Origin of the sequence: Pseudomonas sp. P20 (genome assembly GCF_016463925.1) — a bacterium.
Classification (GTDB): Bacteria; Pseudomonadota; Gammaproteobacteria; order Pseudomonadales; family Pseudomonadaceae; genus Pseudomonas; species Pseudomonas aeruginosa.
The window spans coordinates 370,203-385,415 of sequence record NZ_JAEMVM010000003.1; the positions used below are offsets into that span (position 1 = coordinate 370,203).

General features: G+C 65.0%; 18 protein-coding genes. 16 read left to right on the plus strand and 2 right to left on the minus strand.

From position 1 onward, the window contains the following. Window positions 1-39 precede the first annotated feature (39 nt). From JHD77_RS05930 to trpE, 8 genes are all read left to right on the plus strand, one after another. Entirely contained in the window at window positions 40-1,074 is a 1,035-nt protein-coding gene (locus JHD77_RS05930) for a polyamine ABC transporter substrate-binding protein (RefSeq protein ID WP_003085106.1), read from the plus strand. Between the two features lie 233 nt (window positions 1,075-1,307). Continuing rightward, window positions 1,308-2,417, plus strand: a complete 1,110-nt coding sequence (locus tag JHD77_RS05935) for an ABC transporter ATP-binding protein (protein WP_003085109.1) — start codon at window positions 1,308-1,310, stop codon at window positions 2,415-2,417. 55 nt (window positions 2,418-2,472) lie between these two features. Next, a complete protein-coding gene (locus tag JHD77_RS05940; RefSeq protein ID WP_003099539.1) occupies window positions 2,473-3,519 on the plus strand; it encodes an ABC transporter substrate-binding protein in 1,047 nt (348 codons plus the stop codon). A gap of 114 nt (window positions 3,520-3,633) precedes the next feature. After that, window positions 3,634-4,881 carry an ABC transporter permease gene (locus JHD77_RS05945; protein WP_003109044.1) on the plus strand — a complete coding sequence of 416 codons (1,248 nt, stop codon included), beginning with the start codon at window positions 3,634-3,636 and terminating at the stop codon, window positions 4,879-4,881. A 105-nt stretch (window positions 4,882-4,986) separates the two neighbouring features. After that, window positions 4,987-5,817, plus strand: a complete 831-nt coding sequence (locus JHD77_RS05950) for an ABC transporter permease (RefSeq protein WP_003099535.1) — start codon at window positions 4,987-4,989, stop codon at window positions 5,815-5,817. Between the two features lie 123 nt (window positions 5,818-5,940). Next, on the plus strand, window positions 5,941-6,615 hold the full coding sequence (rpe, locus tag JHD77_RS05955) for a ribulose-phosphate 3-epimerase (RefSeq protein WP_003085122.1): 675 nt from the start codon (window positions 5,941-5,943) through the stop codon (window positions 6,613-6,615). Beyond that, a complete protein-coding gene (locus tag JHD77_RS05960; protein ID WP_003099532.1) occupies window positions 6,615-7,433 on the plus strand; it encodes a phosphoglycolate phosphatase in 819 nt (272 codons plus the stop codon). Before rpe ends, JHD77_RS05960 begins: the two co-directional genes overlap by 1 nt. Before the next feature lie 72 nt (window positions 7,434-7,505). Beyond that, a complete protein-coding gene (trpE, locus tag JHD77_RS05965) occupies window positions 7,506-8,984 on the plus strand; it encodes an anthranilate synthase component I (protein ID WP_016852412.1) in 1,479 nt (492 codons plus the stop codon). Between the two features lie 186 nt (window positions 8,985-9,170). Here trpE and prtN read toward each other — a convergent pair whose 3' ends face one another. Next, window positions 9,171-9,485 (minus strand): pyocin genes transcriptional regulator PrtN, encoded by a 315-nt coding sequence (prtN, locus tag JHD77_RS05970; protein WP_003121843.1) that lies wholly within the window; start codon window positions 9,483-9,485, stop codon window positions 9,171-9,173. 99 nt (window positions 9,486-9,584) lie between these two features. Next, window positions 9,585-10,355, minus strand: a complete 771-nt coding sequence (prtR, locus tag JHD77_RS05975; protein WP_003113202.1) for a transcriptional regulator PrtR — start codon at window positions 10,353-10,355, stop codon at window positions 9,585-9,587. A gap of 457 nt (window positions 10,356-10,812) precedes the next feature. Between prtR and JHD77_RS05980 the strand changes: the two genes are divergently transcribed. The 8 genes from JHD77_RS05980 to JHD77_RS06015 all read left to right on the plus strand — a co-directional run bounded on the left by JHD77_RS05980 (window position 10,813) and on the right by JHD77_RS06015 (window position 15,212). Continuing rightward, window positions 10,813-11,013: a TraR/DksA C4-type zinc finger protein gene (locus tag JHD77_RS05980; protein WP_003085132.1), complete on the plus strand. Its 201-nt coding sequence runs from the start codon at window positions 10,813-10,815 to the stop codon at window positions 11,011-11,013. Between the two features lie 47 nt (window positions 11,014-11,060). Further along, on the plus strand, window positions 11,061-11,420 hold the full coding sequence (locus JHD77_RS05985; protein WP_003459419.1) for a PA0613 family protein: 360 nt from the start codon (window positions 11,061-11,063) through the stop codon (window positions 11,418-11,420). Between the two features lie 458 nt (window positions 11,421-11,878). Next, complete coding sequence (locus JHD77_RS05990) at window positions 11,879-12,232, plus strand: phage holin family protein (RefSeq protein ID WP_003101619.1); 354 nt, start codon at window positions 11,879-11,881, stop codon at window positions 12,230-12,232. A gap of 21 nt (window positions 12,233-12,253) precedes the next feature. Next, window positions 12,254-12,769 (plus strand): hypothetical protein, encoded by a 516-nt coding sequence (locus JHD77_RS05995; protein ID WP_003101620.1) that lies wholly within the window; start codon window positions 12,254-12,256, stop codon window positions 12,767-12,769. Continuing rightward, window positions 12,766-13,323 (plus strand): phage baseplate assembly protein V, encoded by a 558-nt coding sequence (locus tag JHD77_RS06000; protein WP_003085141.1) that lies wholly within the window; start codon window positions 12,766-12,768, stop codon window positions 13,321-13,323. The genes JHD77_RS05995 and JHD77_RS06000 overlap by 4 nt, the downstream gene beginning before the upstream one ends. Window positions 13,324-13,475: 152 nt before the next feature. Continuing rightward, window positions 13,476-13,802 carry a GPW/gp25 family protein gene (locus tag JHD77_RS06005; RefSeq protein WP_003085143.1) on the plus strand — a complete coding sequence of 109 codons (327 nt, stop codon included), beginning with the start codon at window positions 13,476-13,478 and terminating at the stop codon, window positions 13,800-13,802. Continuing rightward, on the plus strand, window positions 13,799-14,686 hold the full coding sequence (locus JHD77_RS06010; protein ID WP_003085151.1) for a baseplate assembly protein: 888 nt from the start codon (window positions 13,799-13,801) through the stop codon (window positions 14,684-14,686). Before JHD77_RS06005 ends, JHD77_RS06010 begins: the two co-directional genes overlap by 4 nt. Next, the gene (locus tag JHD77_RS06015; protein WP_003137385.1) at window positions 14,679-15,212 is read left to right on the plus strand and encodes a phage tail protein I; all 534 of its coding nucleotides are present in this window, start codon (window positions 14,679-14,681) and stop codon (window positions 15,210-15,212) included. The genes JHD77_RS06010 and JHD77_RS06015 overlap by 8 nt, the downstream gene beginning before the upstream one ends. Window position 15,213: the final 1 nt, after the last annotated feature.

Below are 15,213 nucleotides of genomic sequence, written 5' to 3' on the forward strand. Positions count from 1 at the left end.
AATGATGCTTGCCGGCCAACACGATAAGGAGAAGAAACGATGTTGCCAGCCATGAGGACGGGCCTGTTGTGCGCCCTTCTCGGAGTTACCGCGCCCGCCTGGGCGGAATACGTGACCGTGATTTCCTTCGGCGGCGCCAACAAGGAAGCCCAGGAAACCGCGTTCTACAAACCCTTCAAGAGCGCCACCGGCAATCGCGTGGTGCATGGCTCCTACAATGGCGACCTGGCCAAGCTCAAGCGCATGGTGGAGATCAGCCACGTCTCCTGGGACGTGGTGGAAGTCGAGGCGCCGGAGCTGGCGCGCGGTTGCGAGGAAGGTCTGTTCGAGAAGCTGGACATGGCGAAGGTCGGCGATCCCGCGGATTTCGTTCCCGGCGCGGTGCAGCCCTGCGGAGTCGGCATCTTCGTCTGGACCACGCTGCTTGCCTACAACCCCGGCAAGGTTGCGGGCAGCCCGCAGGGCTGGGCGGATTTCTGGGACGTGAAGAAGTTTCCCGGCAAGCGCGGCCTGCGCTGGGGCGCCAAGTACAGCCTGGAGTTCGCCCTGATGGCCGATGGCGTGGCGCCGAAGGACGTCTACCAGACGCTGGCGACGCCCGCCGGCGTCGAGCGGGCATTCCGCAAGCTCGACGAGCTGAAGCCCTATATCCATTGGTGGAAGTCCGGGCAGGACCCTGTGCGCGACCTGGCCGATGGCACGGTGGTGATGAGTTCGGCCTACAACGGGCGGATCGCCGCGGCGCAGGCCGAGAAGCAGCGCCTGGCAATGGTCTGGAGCGGCGGCGTCTACGATTTCGACTTCTGGGCGCTGCCGGTCGGGGTTTGGAAGAAGCAGTTGGCCGAGGAGTTCATCCGTTTCGCCAGCCAGCCGGAGCAGCAGAAGGCTTTCGCCGAGAACATCGCCTACGGCCCGGCCAACCGCAAGGCGGTAGGCCTGCTCGATCCGCAAGTGGCTGCCAACCTGCCGACCGCACCGCAGAACATGCAGAACGCGGTGGGTATGAACGTGGCCTTCTGGGCGGAGCACGGCGAGGCCCTGGAGCAGCGTTTCCAGAACTGGGCCAAGCGCTGAGGAGGCCGTTGCGCGCCAGCCGGAGAGCGCTGGCGCGCAAACCTTTGCCCTTCTCGAAAGCCCCTTCCCAGAGCGGTCTGGCCCATTCCGGGGGGCATCTTTTTTGTAGGGCGATTCCTACAAAGAGCTTTCCTTTCCCCTGATAGAAAACTCTCTTGCCGGCCGATTTGCGTCCTGCGCCGGGTTCTCTAGGCTGTTCGCACAGCATCCATAAAACGAACAAAGGTGCGGTTATGGCCGAGACTCAAGGCGGCGATGTGCTGGTCAGCTTCCGTGGCGTGCAGAAAAGCTACGACGGCGAGACCCTCATCGTGAAGGATCTCAACCTGGACATTCGCAAGGGCGAATTCCTCACCCTGCTCGGCCCCTCCGGGTCCGGCAAGACCACCAGCCTGATGATGCTGGCCGGTTTCGAAACCCCCACCGCCGGCGAAATCCTCCTGGCCGGTCGCTCGATCAACAATGTCCCTCCGCACAAGCGCGACATCGGCATGGTGTTCCAGAACTATGCGCTGTTCCCGCACATGACCGTGGCCGAGAACCTGGCCTTTCCCCTCAGCGTCCGTGGCATGAGCAAGACCGACGTGAAGGAAAGGGTCAAGCGCGCGTTGTCGATGGTCCAGCTCGACGCCTTCGCCGGGCGTTATCCGGCGCAGCTTTCCGGTGGCCAGCAGCAGCGCGTGGCGCTGGCCCGCGCGCTGGTCTTCGAGCCGCAACTGGTGCTGATGGACGAGCCCCTGGGAGCGCTGGACAAGCAACTTCGCGAGCACATGCAGATGGAAATCAAGCATCTGCACCAGCGCCTCGGCGTCACCGTGGTCTACGTCACCCACGACCAGGGCGAGGCGCTGACCATGTCCGACCGGGTGGCGGTGTTCCACCAGGGCGAAATCCAGCAGATCGAGCCGCCGCGCAATCTCTACGAGCAGCCGCGCAACACCTTCGTGGCCAACTTCATCGGCGAGAACAACCGTCTATCCGGGCAGCTTCTCAGTTGCGACGGCGAGCGCTGCGTGGTCGGACTGCCGCGCGGCGAGAAGGTCGAGGCGCTGGCGGTCAACGTCGGCCAGCCGGGCGAGCCGGTGACCTTGTCGATCCGCCCCGAGCGGGTGCGCCTGAACGGTGCCAGCGAGTCTTGCGTCAACCGTTTCTCCGGCCGCGTGGCCGAATTCGTCTACCTGGGCGACCACGTGCGTGTGCGCCTGGAGGTTTGCGGCCGCGACGACTTCTTCGTCAAGCAGCCGATCGCCGAGCTGGACCCGACGCTGAGCGTCGGTGATGTGGTTCCGCTGGGCTGGCAGGTCGAGCATGTGAGGGCGCTCGACCCTCTGCCGGCGGCGTGAGCGCCGGCAGTCCCGAACCGTACCGAAGCAACCCTGCACTGTGGAGAGAACAATAATGTCGAAATCCCTGAAAGCGGCCAGCCTGAAGTTCGCCACCCTGGCGGCCGGCCTGGCCTGCGCGGCCCAGGCCATGGCGGTGGACCTGACCGTGGTGTCCTTCGGCGGGGCCAACAAGAGCGCCCAGATCAAGGCGTTCTACGAGCCCTACCAGAAAGCCACCGGCAACAGGATCGTCGCCGGCGAATACAACGGCGAGATGGCCAAGGTCAAGGCCATGGTCGATACCAACAGCGTGTCCTGGGACCTGGTGGAAGTGGAGTCGCCGGAGCTGTCGCGCGGCTGCGACGAAGGCCTGTTCGAGGAACTCGACCCGGCGCAGTTCGGCAAGACCGAGGACTTCGTGCCCGGCGCCATCCAACCGTGCGGCGTGGGTTTCTTCGTCTGGTCCACGGTGCTCGCCTACAACGCCGACAAGCTGAAAAGCGCGCCGACCAGTTGGGCGGACTTCTGGGACATCAAGAAATTCCCCGGCAAGCGCGGCCTGCGCAAGGGCGCCAAGTACACCCTCGAATTCGCCCTGATGGCCGATGGCGTGGCGCCGAAGGACGTCTACGGCGTGCTCGCCACCAAGGAAGGCCAGGATCGTGCCTTCAAGAAGCTCGACGAGATCAAGTCGAGCATCCAGTGGTGGGAGGCGGGCGCCCAGCCGCCGCAGTACCTGGCTTCCGGCGATGTGGTGATGAGTTCTGCCTACAACGGTCGGATCGCCGCGGTGCAGAAGGAAAGCAACCTGAAGGTGGTATGGAACGGCGGCATCTACGATTTCGACGCCTGGGCCATCCCGAAGGGGGCGAAGAAACGGGAAGAGACCCTGAAGTTCATCGCCTTCTCGGTGCAGCCCCAGCAGCAGAAGACTTACTCGGAAAACATCGCCTACGGTCCGGCCAACAAGCAGGCGGTGCCGCTGCTGGACAAGGCCCTGCTGAAGGACATGCCGACCACTCCGGAAAACATCCAGAACCAGGTGGCAATGGACGTGACCTTCTGGGCCGACTACGGCGAACAACTGGAACAGCGCTTCAACGCCTGGGCGGCCAGGTAATCCTCGCCTGACCCTCCAGAGAGGGCCGGAGGGGCCGCCGCGCGGCGGCTCCTCCTACCGTTCCACACTTTCCAGGGTCGCCCCCGACGGCCCGCTTTTTTTCCGGAGTTCGCTATGGCCACAGCTGTGCCCATGTCCCAGGCCGCCGGCAGCACCCTCAAGCAACGCCTGGCGCGCGCCGAGCGGATGAACCGCCTGAAGTCCCAGGCGCTGATCCTGCCCCTGCTGGCCTTCCTGGTCCTGACCTTCCTGGTGCCGATCGCCGCCCTGCTCTACAAGAGCGTGTCCAACCCGGAAGTGGTTCGCTCGTTGCCGCTGACGGTAGAAGCCATCTCCGCCTGGGACGGCAAGTCGCTGCCGGCCGACGCCGTCTACAAGGCGCTCAGCCAGGATCTCGCCGAGGCTCGTCGCAACCAGACCATCGGCGATCTCTCCAAGCGCCTGAACATGGAACTGGCCGGTTATCGCAGCCTGATGGCGAAGACCGCGCGCAAGCTGCCGTTCAAGGAGGAGCCCGCTTCCTACAAGGACGCCATGGAGCAGCTCGACGAGCGCTGGGGCGACCCCGCCTACTGGCAGGTGATCCGCCGCAACGCCAGCAGCTATACGCCCTATTACCTGCTCGCAGCCCTCGACCACCGGATCGACGATCTCGGCGAAGTGGCGCGCGCCACCCCGGACCAGGCCATCTACCTGGACATCTTCGCCCGCACCTTCTGGATGGGTGCGGTGATCACCGTCATCTGCCTGCTGCTGGCCTACCCGCTGGCCTACCTGCTGGCCAACCTGCCGACGCGCAAGAGCAACCTGCTGATGATCCTGGTCCTGCTGCCATTCTGGACCTCGATCCTGGTACGTGTCGCTGCCTGGATCGTCCTGCTGCAATCGGGTGGCCTGATCAACGGCGCGCTGCTCAAGCTCGGCCTGATCGACCAGCCGCTGCAACTGGTGTTCAACCGCACCGGCGTATACATCGCGATGGTGCACATCATGCTGCCGTTCATGATCCTGCCGATCTACAGCGTGATGAAAGGCATTTCGCCGAGCTACATGCGCGCCGCGATTTCCCTCGGCTGCCACCCGTTCGCCAGCTTCTGGCGGGTGTATTTCCCACAGACCGTCGCGGGCGTCGGCGCCGGTTGCCTGCTGGTGTTCATCCTGTCCATCGGCTACTACATCACCCCGGCGCTGCTGGGCAGCCCGAACGACCAGATGGTCAGCTACTTCGTCGCCTTCTATACCAACAGCACCATCAACTGGGGCATGGCCACCGCCCTCGGCGGCCTGCTCCTGCTCGCCACCCTGGTGCTCTACGTCGTCTACAGCTGGCTGGTGGGCGCCAGCCGCCTGCGCCTGGGATAGAGGGCCTTCCGAGAAGGCCAACCGATTCCCCTCTGCCTTCGGAAAAAAGGTTGCCCGGAGGGCGGGGAGAGGGGGATCCGCACGAAACACATTGGAGAGCGAGTCATGCTGAGTCCCTACATGTCCCCGGTCGAGCGCCTGTGGTTCTACTCCCTGCGCATCCTCTGCGGCCTGGTACTGCTGTTCCTGGTACTGCCGGTGCTGGTCATCGTGCCGCTGTCGTTCAACTCCGGCACCTTCCTGGTCTACCCGCTGCAAGGGTTCTCCCTGCGCTGGTACGCCGACTTCTTCCAGTCCGCCGAGTGGATGCGCTCGTTGACCAACAGCATGATCGTCGCTCCGGCGGCGACCCTGCTGGCAATGGTCTTCGGCACTCTGGCAGCGATCGGCCTGACCCGCGGCGAGTTCCGCGGCAAGGCACTGGTGATGAGCCTGATGATTTCGCCGATGGTGGTGCCGGTGGTGATCATCGGCGTGGCCAGCTACCTGTTCTTTGCTCCGCTGGGGCTCGGCAACAGCTACCTGTCGCTGATCGTGGTGCATGCGGTGCTCGGCGTGCCGTTCGTGATCATCACCGTCTCCGCGACCCTGCAGGGGTTCAACTACAATCTGGTGCGCGCCGCCGCCAGCCTCGGCGCGCCGCCGCTGACCACCTTCTTCCGGGTGACCCTGCCGCTGATCGCTCCGGGAGTGATTTCCGGCGCGCTGTTCGCCTTCGCCACCTCGTTCGACGAAGTGGTAGTGACCCTCTTCCTCGCCGGTCCCGAGCAGGCCACCCTGCCGCGGCAGATGTTCAGCGGCATTCGCGAGAACCTGAGCCCCACCATTGCCGCCGCGGCGACCTTGCTGATCGGTTTCTCCGTACTGCTGTTGCTGACCCTGGAATGGCTGCGCGGGCGCAGCGAGAAGATGCGTACCGCACAACCCGGCGGCTGAGGCGCAGGGCGCGCCCGGCTTGGTCCGGGCGTCGGCTGCTGCGGCGAAAAGTCGTCATTTTCACCGCCAAAAACCGATAACGGCTACAATGCGCGCCTTCCGTGATCCCCTTTGAGGTGCGCCATGCAACCCTTCGCCATCGCTCCGTCGATCCTTTCCGCCGATTTCGCCCGCCTGGGCGAGGACGTGGACAAGGTGCTCGCCGCCGGTGCCGACATCGTTCACTTCGACGTGATGGACAACCACTACGTGCCGAACCTGACCATCGGCCCGATGGTCTGCTCGGCGCTGCGCAAGTACGGCGTGAGCGCGCCGATCGACGTGCACCTGATGGTATCCCCGGTGGATCGCATCATCGGCGACTTCATCGAAGCTGGCGCCACCTACATCACCTTCCATCCGGAAGCTTCCCAGCACATCGACCGTTCCCTGCAACTGATCCGCGACGGCGGTTGCAAGGCGGGCCTGGTGTTCAACCCGGCCACTCCGCTGGAGGTGCTGAAGTACGTGATGGACAAGGTCGACATGGTCCTGCTGATGAGCGTCAACCCCGGCTTCGGCGGGCAGAAATTCATCCCCGGTACCCTCGACAAGTTGCGCGAGGCACGCGCCCTGATCGATGCCTCCGGTCGCGAGATCCGCCTGGAGATCGATGGCGGCGTCAACGTCAAGAACATCCGTGAGATCGCCGCGGCGGGCGCTGATACCTTCGTCGCCGGCTCGGCCATCTTCAACGCCCCGGACTACGCCGAGGTCATCCGCGCCATGCATGCCGAACTGGCCCAGGCGCACCAGTAATGAGCGCTGCGGAGCCGTTCTTCGCCACGCGCCTGCCGCGTCTGGTGATGTTCGACCTGGATGGCACGCTGGTCGATTCCGTTCCCGACCTCACCGCCGCGGTCGACAGCATGCTCGCCAGCCTCGGGCGGCCGCCGGCGGGCATCGAGAAGGTCCGCCAGTGGATCGGTAACGGCGCACGCGTCCTGGTGCGTCGCGCCCTGGCCGGAAGCATCGAGCACGACGGCATCGGTGAGGAGGAAACCGAAGCCGCGCTGGCGTTGTTCATGGAGGCCTATGCCGACAGTCATGCGCTCACCGAGGTCTACCCCGGCGTCGTCGACACCCTCAAGTGGCTCAAGCGCAACGGCGTGGAAATGGCGCTGATCACCAACAAGCCGGAGCGCTTCGTCGCTCCGCTGCTGGATGAGATGAAGCTGGGTCGCTATTTTCGCTGGATCATCGGCGGCGACACCCTGCCGCAGCAGAAGCCCGACCCGGCGGCGCTGCTGTTCGTGATGAAGATGGCCGGCATCGAGCCCGAAGATGCGTTGTTCGTCGGTGACTCGCGCAACGACGTGCTCGCCGCCAAAGCTGCCGGCGTGCGCTGCGCGGCGCTGACCTATGGCTACAACCACGGCCGGCCGATCGCCGAGGAAGCGCCCACCCTGGTCATCGACAACCTGCGCGACCTGCTGCCTTGCGCCGACCAGGCCGCTGAGATAGTGTTGCCGGACGACTCCCTTTCCCCCTCCGACCAGCGAGATCAAGCCGTGGCGGTCAGCAAACTCTGGATGAAGGTCATCAAGGCCCTGGCGCGTTGGCGCTGGCGCGCCTGACATCATCCTCCGCCGGATAGCCGGCGCGCGTTTGCACCCTGTTGACCGTTCTCTCCTCCGATGAGGCTGATCATGAATCGCGAAGAATTCCTGCGGCTGGCCGCCGATGGCTACAACCGCATCCCGCTGTCCTTCGAGACCCTTGCCGACTTCGACACGCCGCTGTCGATCTACCTGAAGCTGGCCGACGCGCCGAACTCCTACCTGCTGGAGTCGGTGCAGGGCGGCGAGAAATGGGGGCGCTATTCGATCATCGGCCTGCCGTGCCGCACGGTGCTGCGGGTCTACGACCATCAAGTGCGGATCAGCATCGATGGCATGGAAACCGAGCGCTTCGATTGCGCCGACCCGCTGGCTTTCGTCGAGGAGTTCAAGGCGCGCTACCAGGTGCCCACCGTGCCCGGCTTGCCACGTTTCGATGGAGGCCTGGTCGGCTACTTCGGTTACGACTGCGTGCGCTACGTGGAAAAACGCCTGGCCACCTGTCCGAACCCGGACCCGCTGGGCAACCCGGATATCCTGTTGATGGTGTCCGATGCCGTAGTGGTATTCGACAACCTGGCCGGGAAGATCCACGCCATCGTCCTCGGCGATCCCTCCGAGGAAAATGCCTACCAGCGCGGCCAGGCACGTCTGGAGGAGCTGCTGGAGCGTCTACGCCAGCCGATCACCCCGCGTCGCGGCCTCGACCTCGAGGCGGCCCAGGGTCGTGAGCCGGCGTTTCGTGCCAGCTTCACCCGCGAGGACTATGAAAACGCGGTAGGAAGGATCAAGGACTACATCCTGGCCGGCGACTGCATGCAGGTGGTGCCGTCGCAGCGCATGTCCATCGAATTCAAGGCGGCGCCCATCGACCTGTACCGCGCGCTGCGCTGTTTCAATCCGACGCCCTACATGTACTTCTTCAACTTCGGCGACTTCCATGTCGTGGGCAGCTCGCCGGAGGTGCTGGTACGGGTCGAGGATGGCCTGGTGACGGTGCGCCCGATCGCCGGTACCCGTCCGCGCGGGATCAACGAAGAGGCCGACCTGGCGCTGGAGCAGGATCTGCTGTCGGACGCCAAGGAGATCGCCGAGCACCTGATGCTGATCGACCTGGGGCGCAACGACGTGGGGCGGGTGTCCGACATCGGCGCGGTGAAGGTCACCGAAAAAATGGTGATCGAACGTTACTCCAACGTCATGCACATCGTGTCCAACGTCACCGGGCAATTGCGCGAGGGGCTCAGCGCGATGGACGCGCTGCGGGCGATCCTGCCGGCGGGTACGCTGTCCGGCGCGCCGAAGATCCGCGCCATGGAGATCATCGACGAGCTGGAGCCGGTCAAGCGTGGAGTCTACGGCGGCGCGGTCGGCTACCTGGCATGGAACGGCAACATGGACACCGCCATTGCCATCCGCACCGCGGTGATCAAGAACGGTGAACTCCACGTGCAGGCCGGCGGCGGTATCGTTGCCGACTCGGTGCCGGCGCTGGAGTGGGAAGAAACCATCAACAAGCGCCGGGCGATGTTCCGCGCCGTGGCGCTGGCCGAGCAGAGCGTCGAGTAAGACGGCGCGAGGCGGAAGAAAAGAAGGCGGATGGCGTTTGCGCCATCCGCCTTTTTTATGCCCGGCTGGACCCTCGCATTGGCTTCGCCCTACGCGGAACCGCTTTCGTAGGGCGAATATCGCGACGCGATATCCGCCAGGCGGAGCATGGTGTCGCTCCCTACGATGCTGGCAACGGCGGGCCGCTCAGGATGCGATGCTGTCAGCGCCCGGCTGTGCTCGACGGGCGCCTCCGGCTTGGTTCGCGCGCTGGTCGACGTAGGCGGCGAGGTGATCGAGGGCCACGAACTGCATGGCCTTGTGGCTATCGTCGAGGGTCGTCACCGGCAGGGCGATCCGCCCGCATGCCAGGGCCTTGCTGAAGTTTTCCTTGTTCAGGTTGCGAAACCAGCGTTCGCGAACCTGCTCCAGCGGCACCAGGACATCGCCGAAGATGCGGTAGACCAATTCCACGGTTTCCTGGCGTGGAATCGGAGTGCTAGGGGCGATGGATGGCTGCATGGTATTCCCTCCTGCGGCTACACGTCGTTGAGGGGAATATAGCTCAGGTTGTTTTTTTGTTCAATAGCTGAAGTTGTAGAGCGGGCGAGCGCCAGGCGCTCACCGCACCAGGGACGGGCCGCGCCGGTGGCGTACGGTGGACCACCAGAAGACCCAACCGATCATGCTGATCTGGCGGCTGCGCATGTCCTCCGGCGAGTACTCCTCGTCCGGATATTCCTCGCGGTTGAAGCTGCGCAGGCGAATGCCGCCGCCGGGCAGGCGATAGACGAACTTCACCCGCAGCATGCCGTCATGTTCGAGGGCGTAGATCTCGCCATCGGTGATATGGGTGGTGGCGGTGTCCACGCCGATGGTGGAGCCATCCATGATCAGCGGTTCCATGCTGTTGCCGGTGAGTTGGGCGCAGATCGCCGCCGACGGATCGACGCCCGAGGCACGCAGCGTGGCATAGGAAAAACGCAGCTTGCGCCCCTCTATCTCGCGTACCGCAGTGCGTCCGGCGCCGGCGGACATCTCCACTTCCTTGTACAGCGGCAGTTCCACTTCGTCTTCGTCCAGCGGTGTGTCGCTGTCCCACGGATGCAGCGGTTCCAGCACCAATGGGCTGCCATCGGCCACGGACACGGCACTGCGCGCGGCTGGAGCGCCTTCGCCGGTCTGCAGCCAGACCGGCGAGACGCCCAGGGCCGCCGCGATCTCGATCAGCTTGCGGGTGCTCTGGGCCTTGCCCGAGGTCAGCTTGTGAATGGTGTTCTGCGAAACCCCTGCCGCTTCGGCGAGGGTTTCCTGCTTCAGGTTGCGCATCGCCATGGCCTGCTTGAGGCGAGCGGCGAAGCTGTCGGGCGGGATCTGGGTGCTCTTGTCCATGCTCGGCAATCTACAGACCGATGGATTTTCTGTAAAGAGCCTAGGTGTTGACGATAAATAGCTTTGGTTGTAATTTCTCTTCCGTCAGAAAGCGGAAGGAGTGAGTTCCACAACTTCCCACCCGCCTTTCAGAGATTTCACATGGGTGCAGGGACGCACCCGGTTGTCGGCGACCGACGATGCAGGTGCCGACTGCTTGGGTGCCGGGGCCATGGGAAAGCGCTCCGGCACCTGGAGGGCCGGAGCGCCGTCCATGCAGACGCTCCGTCCCGCTCATTCATTCTGTCGCCGACCTGCTTCAGGTACGGCGGCGTCGTACAGGGAGTCATTGCCATGTCGCGAGATACGCACTCGCCATTTCCGCGCAGAGGAACGCAGGTCGCCGAACCGGCGCCGCGCATCTGTCATGTTCCATCCATTCGGCCGTCGGGCGTCGGGCACGCCAGGGAGGCTTTCCATGGCTGACCTTGCCGATCACGCCAACGAACTGGTCCTGGCTCGCCTCGACGGCCTCCTGGCGGCGCGCCCGGCGCTGGCCATCCGCGAGTCCGCGGAAGACTGCGAGGACTGCGGCGAGCCCATTCCCCAGGCGCGCCGCCGGGCGGCACCGGGCTGCAGTCGCTGCATCGACTGCCAGGACCGCCACGAGCGCCGTTGAACCGACCTCATGCCGAGCCCTCGCGGGCAGTGAAAGGAGACACGACCGTGATCAAAGCCATCGATGAAATGCTCAAGCTCTGGGCCGAGGAAATGCACGCGCCAGGCAGCAACGGAGGCGGCTACGCCGGCGGCAACCTGATCGCCATGCTGATCGCCAGCAAGGGCGAGGTGGTCCGCGGCCACCGTGGCAGCCGGGTGATCCTCGACCGTGTGGCGGAGGTCGATCGCCTGGTAAATCGCCTACCCGAGGAACTGAAGAACGTGGTGGTGGAGCACTATCTCAATCGCGACAGCTTCCCCGAGCAGAAGTACCGCCACTGCGGTTGCAGCCGCAACACCTTCTATCTGCGCCTGCATGTGGCGCACCAGGGTATCCAGGACGGCCTGCTGCGGCGGGCGGCCTGAGTTCCTGGACCGGATACCGTGTCCCCCCTGGAATTTTCCAACCGGCCTTCGGGCCGGTTTTTTTATGCCTGTCGCCCATGGAGGCGGCGAGTCCCATGCACAGCAGCGGACCCTGCACGGTAGAGGCGGATTCGGGCTGGCGTAGCCATCCTTTTCGTCAGTCGATGCCGGGCTTTCCATATCGGAAGTGGGTATTCGCTTGCCCGGATGCCTGGCGAAGGTTCCCAGGGCGGTATATCACCCTCATATCGTGGTGCGTCTCCCTCCTATTGCAGTGGATTGTCGAGAAGGCATTGCCGGGCTGGGAATCGGGCGGTAAAAAGTAGTCATTCTTGTAAAGGTGCGTCCCCAGGGAGGCACTCGTGAAGCACCGGAACCCGGCCCTGGCGCCGGGTTTTTTATTGCCCGGGAAAACGTTCGTGCGGACGTGCCCGGCGCTGCCTGCCAAGGAGGGACCCATGGGCAACGAACCGCAGACACTGACGGAAATGCCGCTCTGGGTACTGATCCTGCTCGCCGCGCTGGGCGGCGTCAGCGGCGAGATGTGGCGTGCCGACAAGGCCGGTCTCGGCGGCTGGGCCTTGTTGCGGCGCCTGGCGCTGCGCTCCGGCGCGTCGATCGTCTGCGGCGTGGCGGTGATGCTGCTGGCGTTGGCTTGCGGCGCCGCGCTGCTGTTCGCCGCGGCGCTGGGCAGCCTGACCGCCGCGGCCGGCGCGGAGATCGCAGTCGGTCTCTACGAACGCTGGGCCGCCCGGCGCCTGGGGGTTTGCGAGCTGCCCGAGGAACAGTCGGACGACCGTGGCCCGCATTGAAACTGATCGAAGGAGTCAACCATGCCTGAACAGGCTGTTACGCTCGAGGCTCTGTACGCGGCCATCGAGCAGGTACTGCGTGAGCGTCTGCCGGAGGCGCAGTTGATCGGCTTCTGGCCAGGCGTGCCGGAAAATACCCCGGCGGTTTCCCTGGAGATAGCCGAGCTGCTGCCCGAGCGCGATCCCGGTACCGGCGAGAGTGCCCTGCTGTGCCGCCTGCAGGCGCGGATAATGGTGCCACCTGGTGCCGATCGCCAGGCGGTATCCATTGCTTGCGGAATCGTTCGGACATTGCGCGAGCAGACCTGGAACCTGTCTCTGGAACCGGCGCGCTTCGTACGCTCGGCCGTCGACGGCAGTCGCGAGGAGCTGAAGAGCCTGCGTGTCTGGCTGGTCGAGTGGACGCAGTCGCTGCGTCTCGGAGACCCGGAGTGGGCCTGGGAGGACCAGCCGCCGGGCAGCCTGATGCTGGGCTTCGACCCGCAGACCGGCCCCGGCCATGAGCCGGACTACTTCGCTCCGGAGGCGTTGGCATGAGCTATGTCAGTGCGGAGCATGACCGCATGCTCGCCGCGATGATCCTGCCCTGCGTGGTGGTCGCCGTGGACCTGGCAGCGGCGCGGGTACGGGTGCGCTCCGGCGACTGGACCAGCGGCTGGCTGCGTTGGCACTCCCTGGCAGCCGGCAAGGTTCGCCACTGGCGTGCGCCGAGCATAGGCGAACAGGGGGTACTGCTCAGTCCGTCGGGCGGAGTGTCAATGGGTACCTTTATTCCCGGTCTGTACGGCGATGCGGGCACGGCGCCGGACAACAGCGCCAGCAGTGAGACCTGGCGTTTCGACGACGGCGCCTCGTTGAGTTACGACTGGGCTGCGCATCGCTACCGCGTCGAGCTGCCCAGCGGCACCGTGGAAGTGAGGGTCGGCGCCAGCGAGGTGCGGGTCAGCGACGGGGCGGTCAGTCTCAAGGCGCCGAAGATCAGCCTGGAAGGACCGGTGGAGATCGCCGGGACACTGACGGTCAGCGGAGACATCCTCGGCGGCGGCTCGATCATCGACACCGCCGGCAACAGCAACCACCACACCCATTGAACATACGACGGTGCTGCCGAAGGGCGGTCCGTCGAACATTCAACCGGCCCGCGCGAGCGGGCCTTTTCGTTTGCGGAGTTCGCCATGGGCAACACTCACAGCCATTCGGAGCCAGGCGCGGCCTGTCTCTGCCGGAGCGGGAGGACGGGGCGATGATCGGGATGGATCGCCGTAGCGGGCTGCCCCTGTCCGGCCTGGCTCATCTTAAACAGTCCGTCGAGGACATCCTGACCACCCCGTTGGGCAGCAGGCGCATGCGCCCCGAGTACGGCAGCAAGCTGCGGCGGATGGTCGACATGCCGGTGAGCGAAGGCTGGAAAAGCGCCGTGCAGGCCGAGGTAGCCCGTTCCCTGGGGCGCTGGGAACCGCGCATCGCATTGTCTGCCGTGCGAGTCGTCGCGGTCGTCGATGGCCGCGTGGATCTGCTCCTGAGCGGCGTGTTCGAGGGCGAGAACATCAATATGGAGGTCTCGGCGTGATCATCGATCTTTCCCAGTTGCCGGAGCCAGAGGTTATCGAAAACCTCGATTTCGAGACGATTTACCAAGAGCTGTTGGGCGACTTCCGTGAAGCCATGGCTGGAGAATGGACAGCGGAGGTGGAGTCGGATCCGGTTCTCAAGCTTCTGCAACTGGCGGCCTATCGAGAACTGCTGCTGCGGGCGCGGATCAACGATGCGGCGCGGGCGGTGATGCTGGCATACGCCAGCGGTGCCGATCTCGACCAGATCGGTGCCGGCTTCAATGTGCAGCGTTTGCTGATCAGGCCCGCTCAGCCCGAGGCGGTACCGCCGGTGGAGGCGCAATACGAGAGCGACAAGTCGCTGCGCAATCGCATCCAGCTCGCGTTCGAGCAGCTGTCCGTCGCAGGACCGCGGAACGCCTATATAGCCCATGCGCTGGGCGCGGATGGAAGGGTGGCGGATGCCTCTGCGACCAGTCCGGCGCCCTGCGAAGTGCTGATCAGCGTGCTCGGGGTGGAAGGCAACGGGCAGGCACCGGAAGCGGTGTTGCAGGCAGTGCGCCTGGCGCTGAACGCGGAGGACGTGCGTCCTGTTGCGGATCGGGTAACGGTGCGCTCGGCAGGAATCGTTCCCTATCAGGTCAAGGCGCAGCTCTACCTGTTTCCCGGCCCCGAGGCCGAGCTGATCCGTGCCGCCGCCGAGGCTTCGCTGCGCGACTACATTTCCGCCCAGCGCCGCCTGGGCCGCGACATCCGGCGTTCGGCCCTGTTCGCCACCCTGCATGTCGAAGGCGTGCAGCGCGTCGAACTGCAGGAGCCTGCGGCCGACGTGGTCCTGGATGAAACCCAGGCGGCCTATTGCACGGGGTACGCGATCACCTTGGGAGGCGTCGATGAGTAGCCGACTGCTGCCGCCAAACAGGAGTTCTCTGGAACGCTCTCTGGGTGATGTATTGCCTGCCGAACTGCCGGTGCCGCTTCGTGAGCTTAACGATCCGGCACGCTGTGAGGCGGCCTTGCTGCCCTACCTGGCCTGGACGCGCTCGGTGGACCGCTGGGACCCGGACTGGAGCGACGAGGCCAAGCGCAATGCGGTAGCGACGTCCTTCGTCCTGCACCAGCGCAAAGGCACGCTGACCGCGTTGCGCCAAGTGGTCGAGCCGATCGGTGCGCTGAGCGAGGTCACCGAATGGTGGCAGCGAAGCCCGACCGGCGTGCCGGGGACCTTCGAGATCACCGTGGACGTCAGCGACCGTGGCATCGACGAAGGCACCGTACTGGAGCTGGAGCGCTTGCTCGATGACGTCCGCCCGGTGAGCCGACACCTGACCCGCCTGGACCTGCGCATCACCCCGGTAATCCGGTCCCGTCACGGACTGGCCGTGACCGACGGCGACACCCTGGAAATCTTCCCCTGGAAACAGTGAC

Coding starts and splice junctions, on each gene's coding strand:
- JHD77_RS05990 (WP_003101619.1), top strand. CDS start 11,879: ATGGGCAACGAACCGCAGACACTGACGGAAATGCCGCTCTGGGTACTG.
- JHD77_RS05945 (WP_003109044.1), top strand. CDS start 3,634: ATGGCCACAGCTGTGCCCATGTCCCAGGCCGCCGGCAGCACCCTCAAG.
- JHD77_RS06000 (WP_003085141.1), top strand. CDS start 12,766: ATGAGCTATGTCAGTGCGGAGCATGACCGCATGCTCGCCGCGATGATC.
- JHD77_RS05980 (WP_003085132.1), top strand. CDS start 10,813: ATGGCTGACCTTGCCGATCACGCCAACGAACTGGTCCTGGCTCGCCTC.
- JHD77_RS05950 (WP_003099535.1), top strand. CDS start 4,987: ATGCTGAGTCCCTACATGTCCCCGGTCGAGCGCCTGTGGTTCTACTCC.
- JHD77_RS05935 (WP_003085109.1), top strand. CDS start 1,308: ATGGCCGAGACTCAAGGCGGCGATGTGCTGGTCAGCTTCCGTGGCGTG.
- JHD77_RS05995 (WP_003101620.1), top strand. CDS start 12,254: ATGCCTGAACAGGCTGTTACGCTCGAGGCTCTGTACGCGGCCATCGAG.
- JHD77_RS05940 (WP_003099539.1), top strand. CDS start 2,473: ATGTCGAAATCCCTGAAAGCGGCCAGCCTGAAGTTCGCCACCCTGGCG.
- prtR (WP_003113202.1), bottom strand. CDS start 10,355: ATGGACAAGAGCACCCAGATCCCGCCCGACAGCTTCGCCGCTCGCCTC.
- trpE (WP_016852412.1), top strand. CDS start 7,506: ATGAATCGCGAAGAATTCCTGCGGCTGGCCGCCGATGGCTACAACCGC.
- rpe (WP_003085122.1), top strand. CDS start 5,941: ATGCAACCCTTCGCCATCGCTCCGTCGATCCTTTCCGCCGATTTCGCC.
- JHD77_RS05960 (WP_003099532.1), top strand. CDS start 6,615: ATGAGCGCTGCGGAGCCGTTCTTCGCCACGCGCCTGCCGCGTCTGGTG.
- prtN (WP_003121843.1), bottom strand. CDS start 9,485: ATGCAGCCATCCATCGCCCCTAGCACTCCGATTCCACGCCAGGAAACC.
- JHD77_RS06015 (WP_003137385.1), top strand. CDS start 14,679: ATGAGTAGCCGACTGCTGCCGCCAAACAGGAGTTCTCTGGAACGCTCT.
- JHD77_RS06005 (WP_003085143.1), top strand. CDS start 13,476: ATGATCGGGATGGATCGCCGTAGCGGGCTGCCCCTGTCCGGCCTGGCT.
- JHD77_RS05930 (WP_003085106.1), top strand. CDS start 40: ATGTTGCCAGCCATGAGGACGGGCCTGTTGTGCGCCCTTCTCGGAGTT.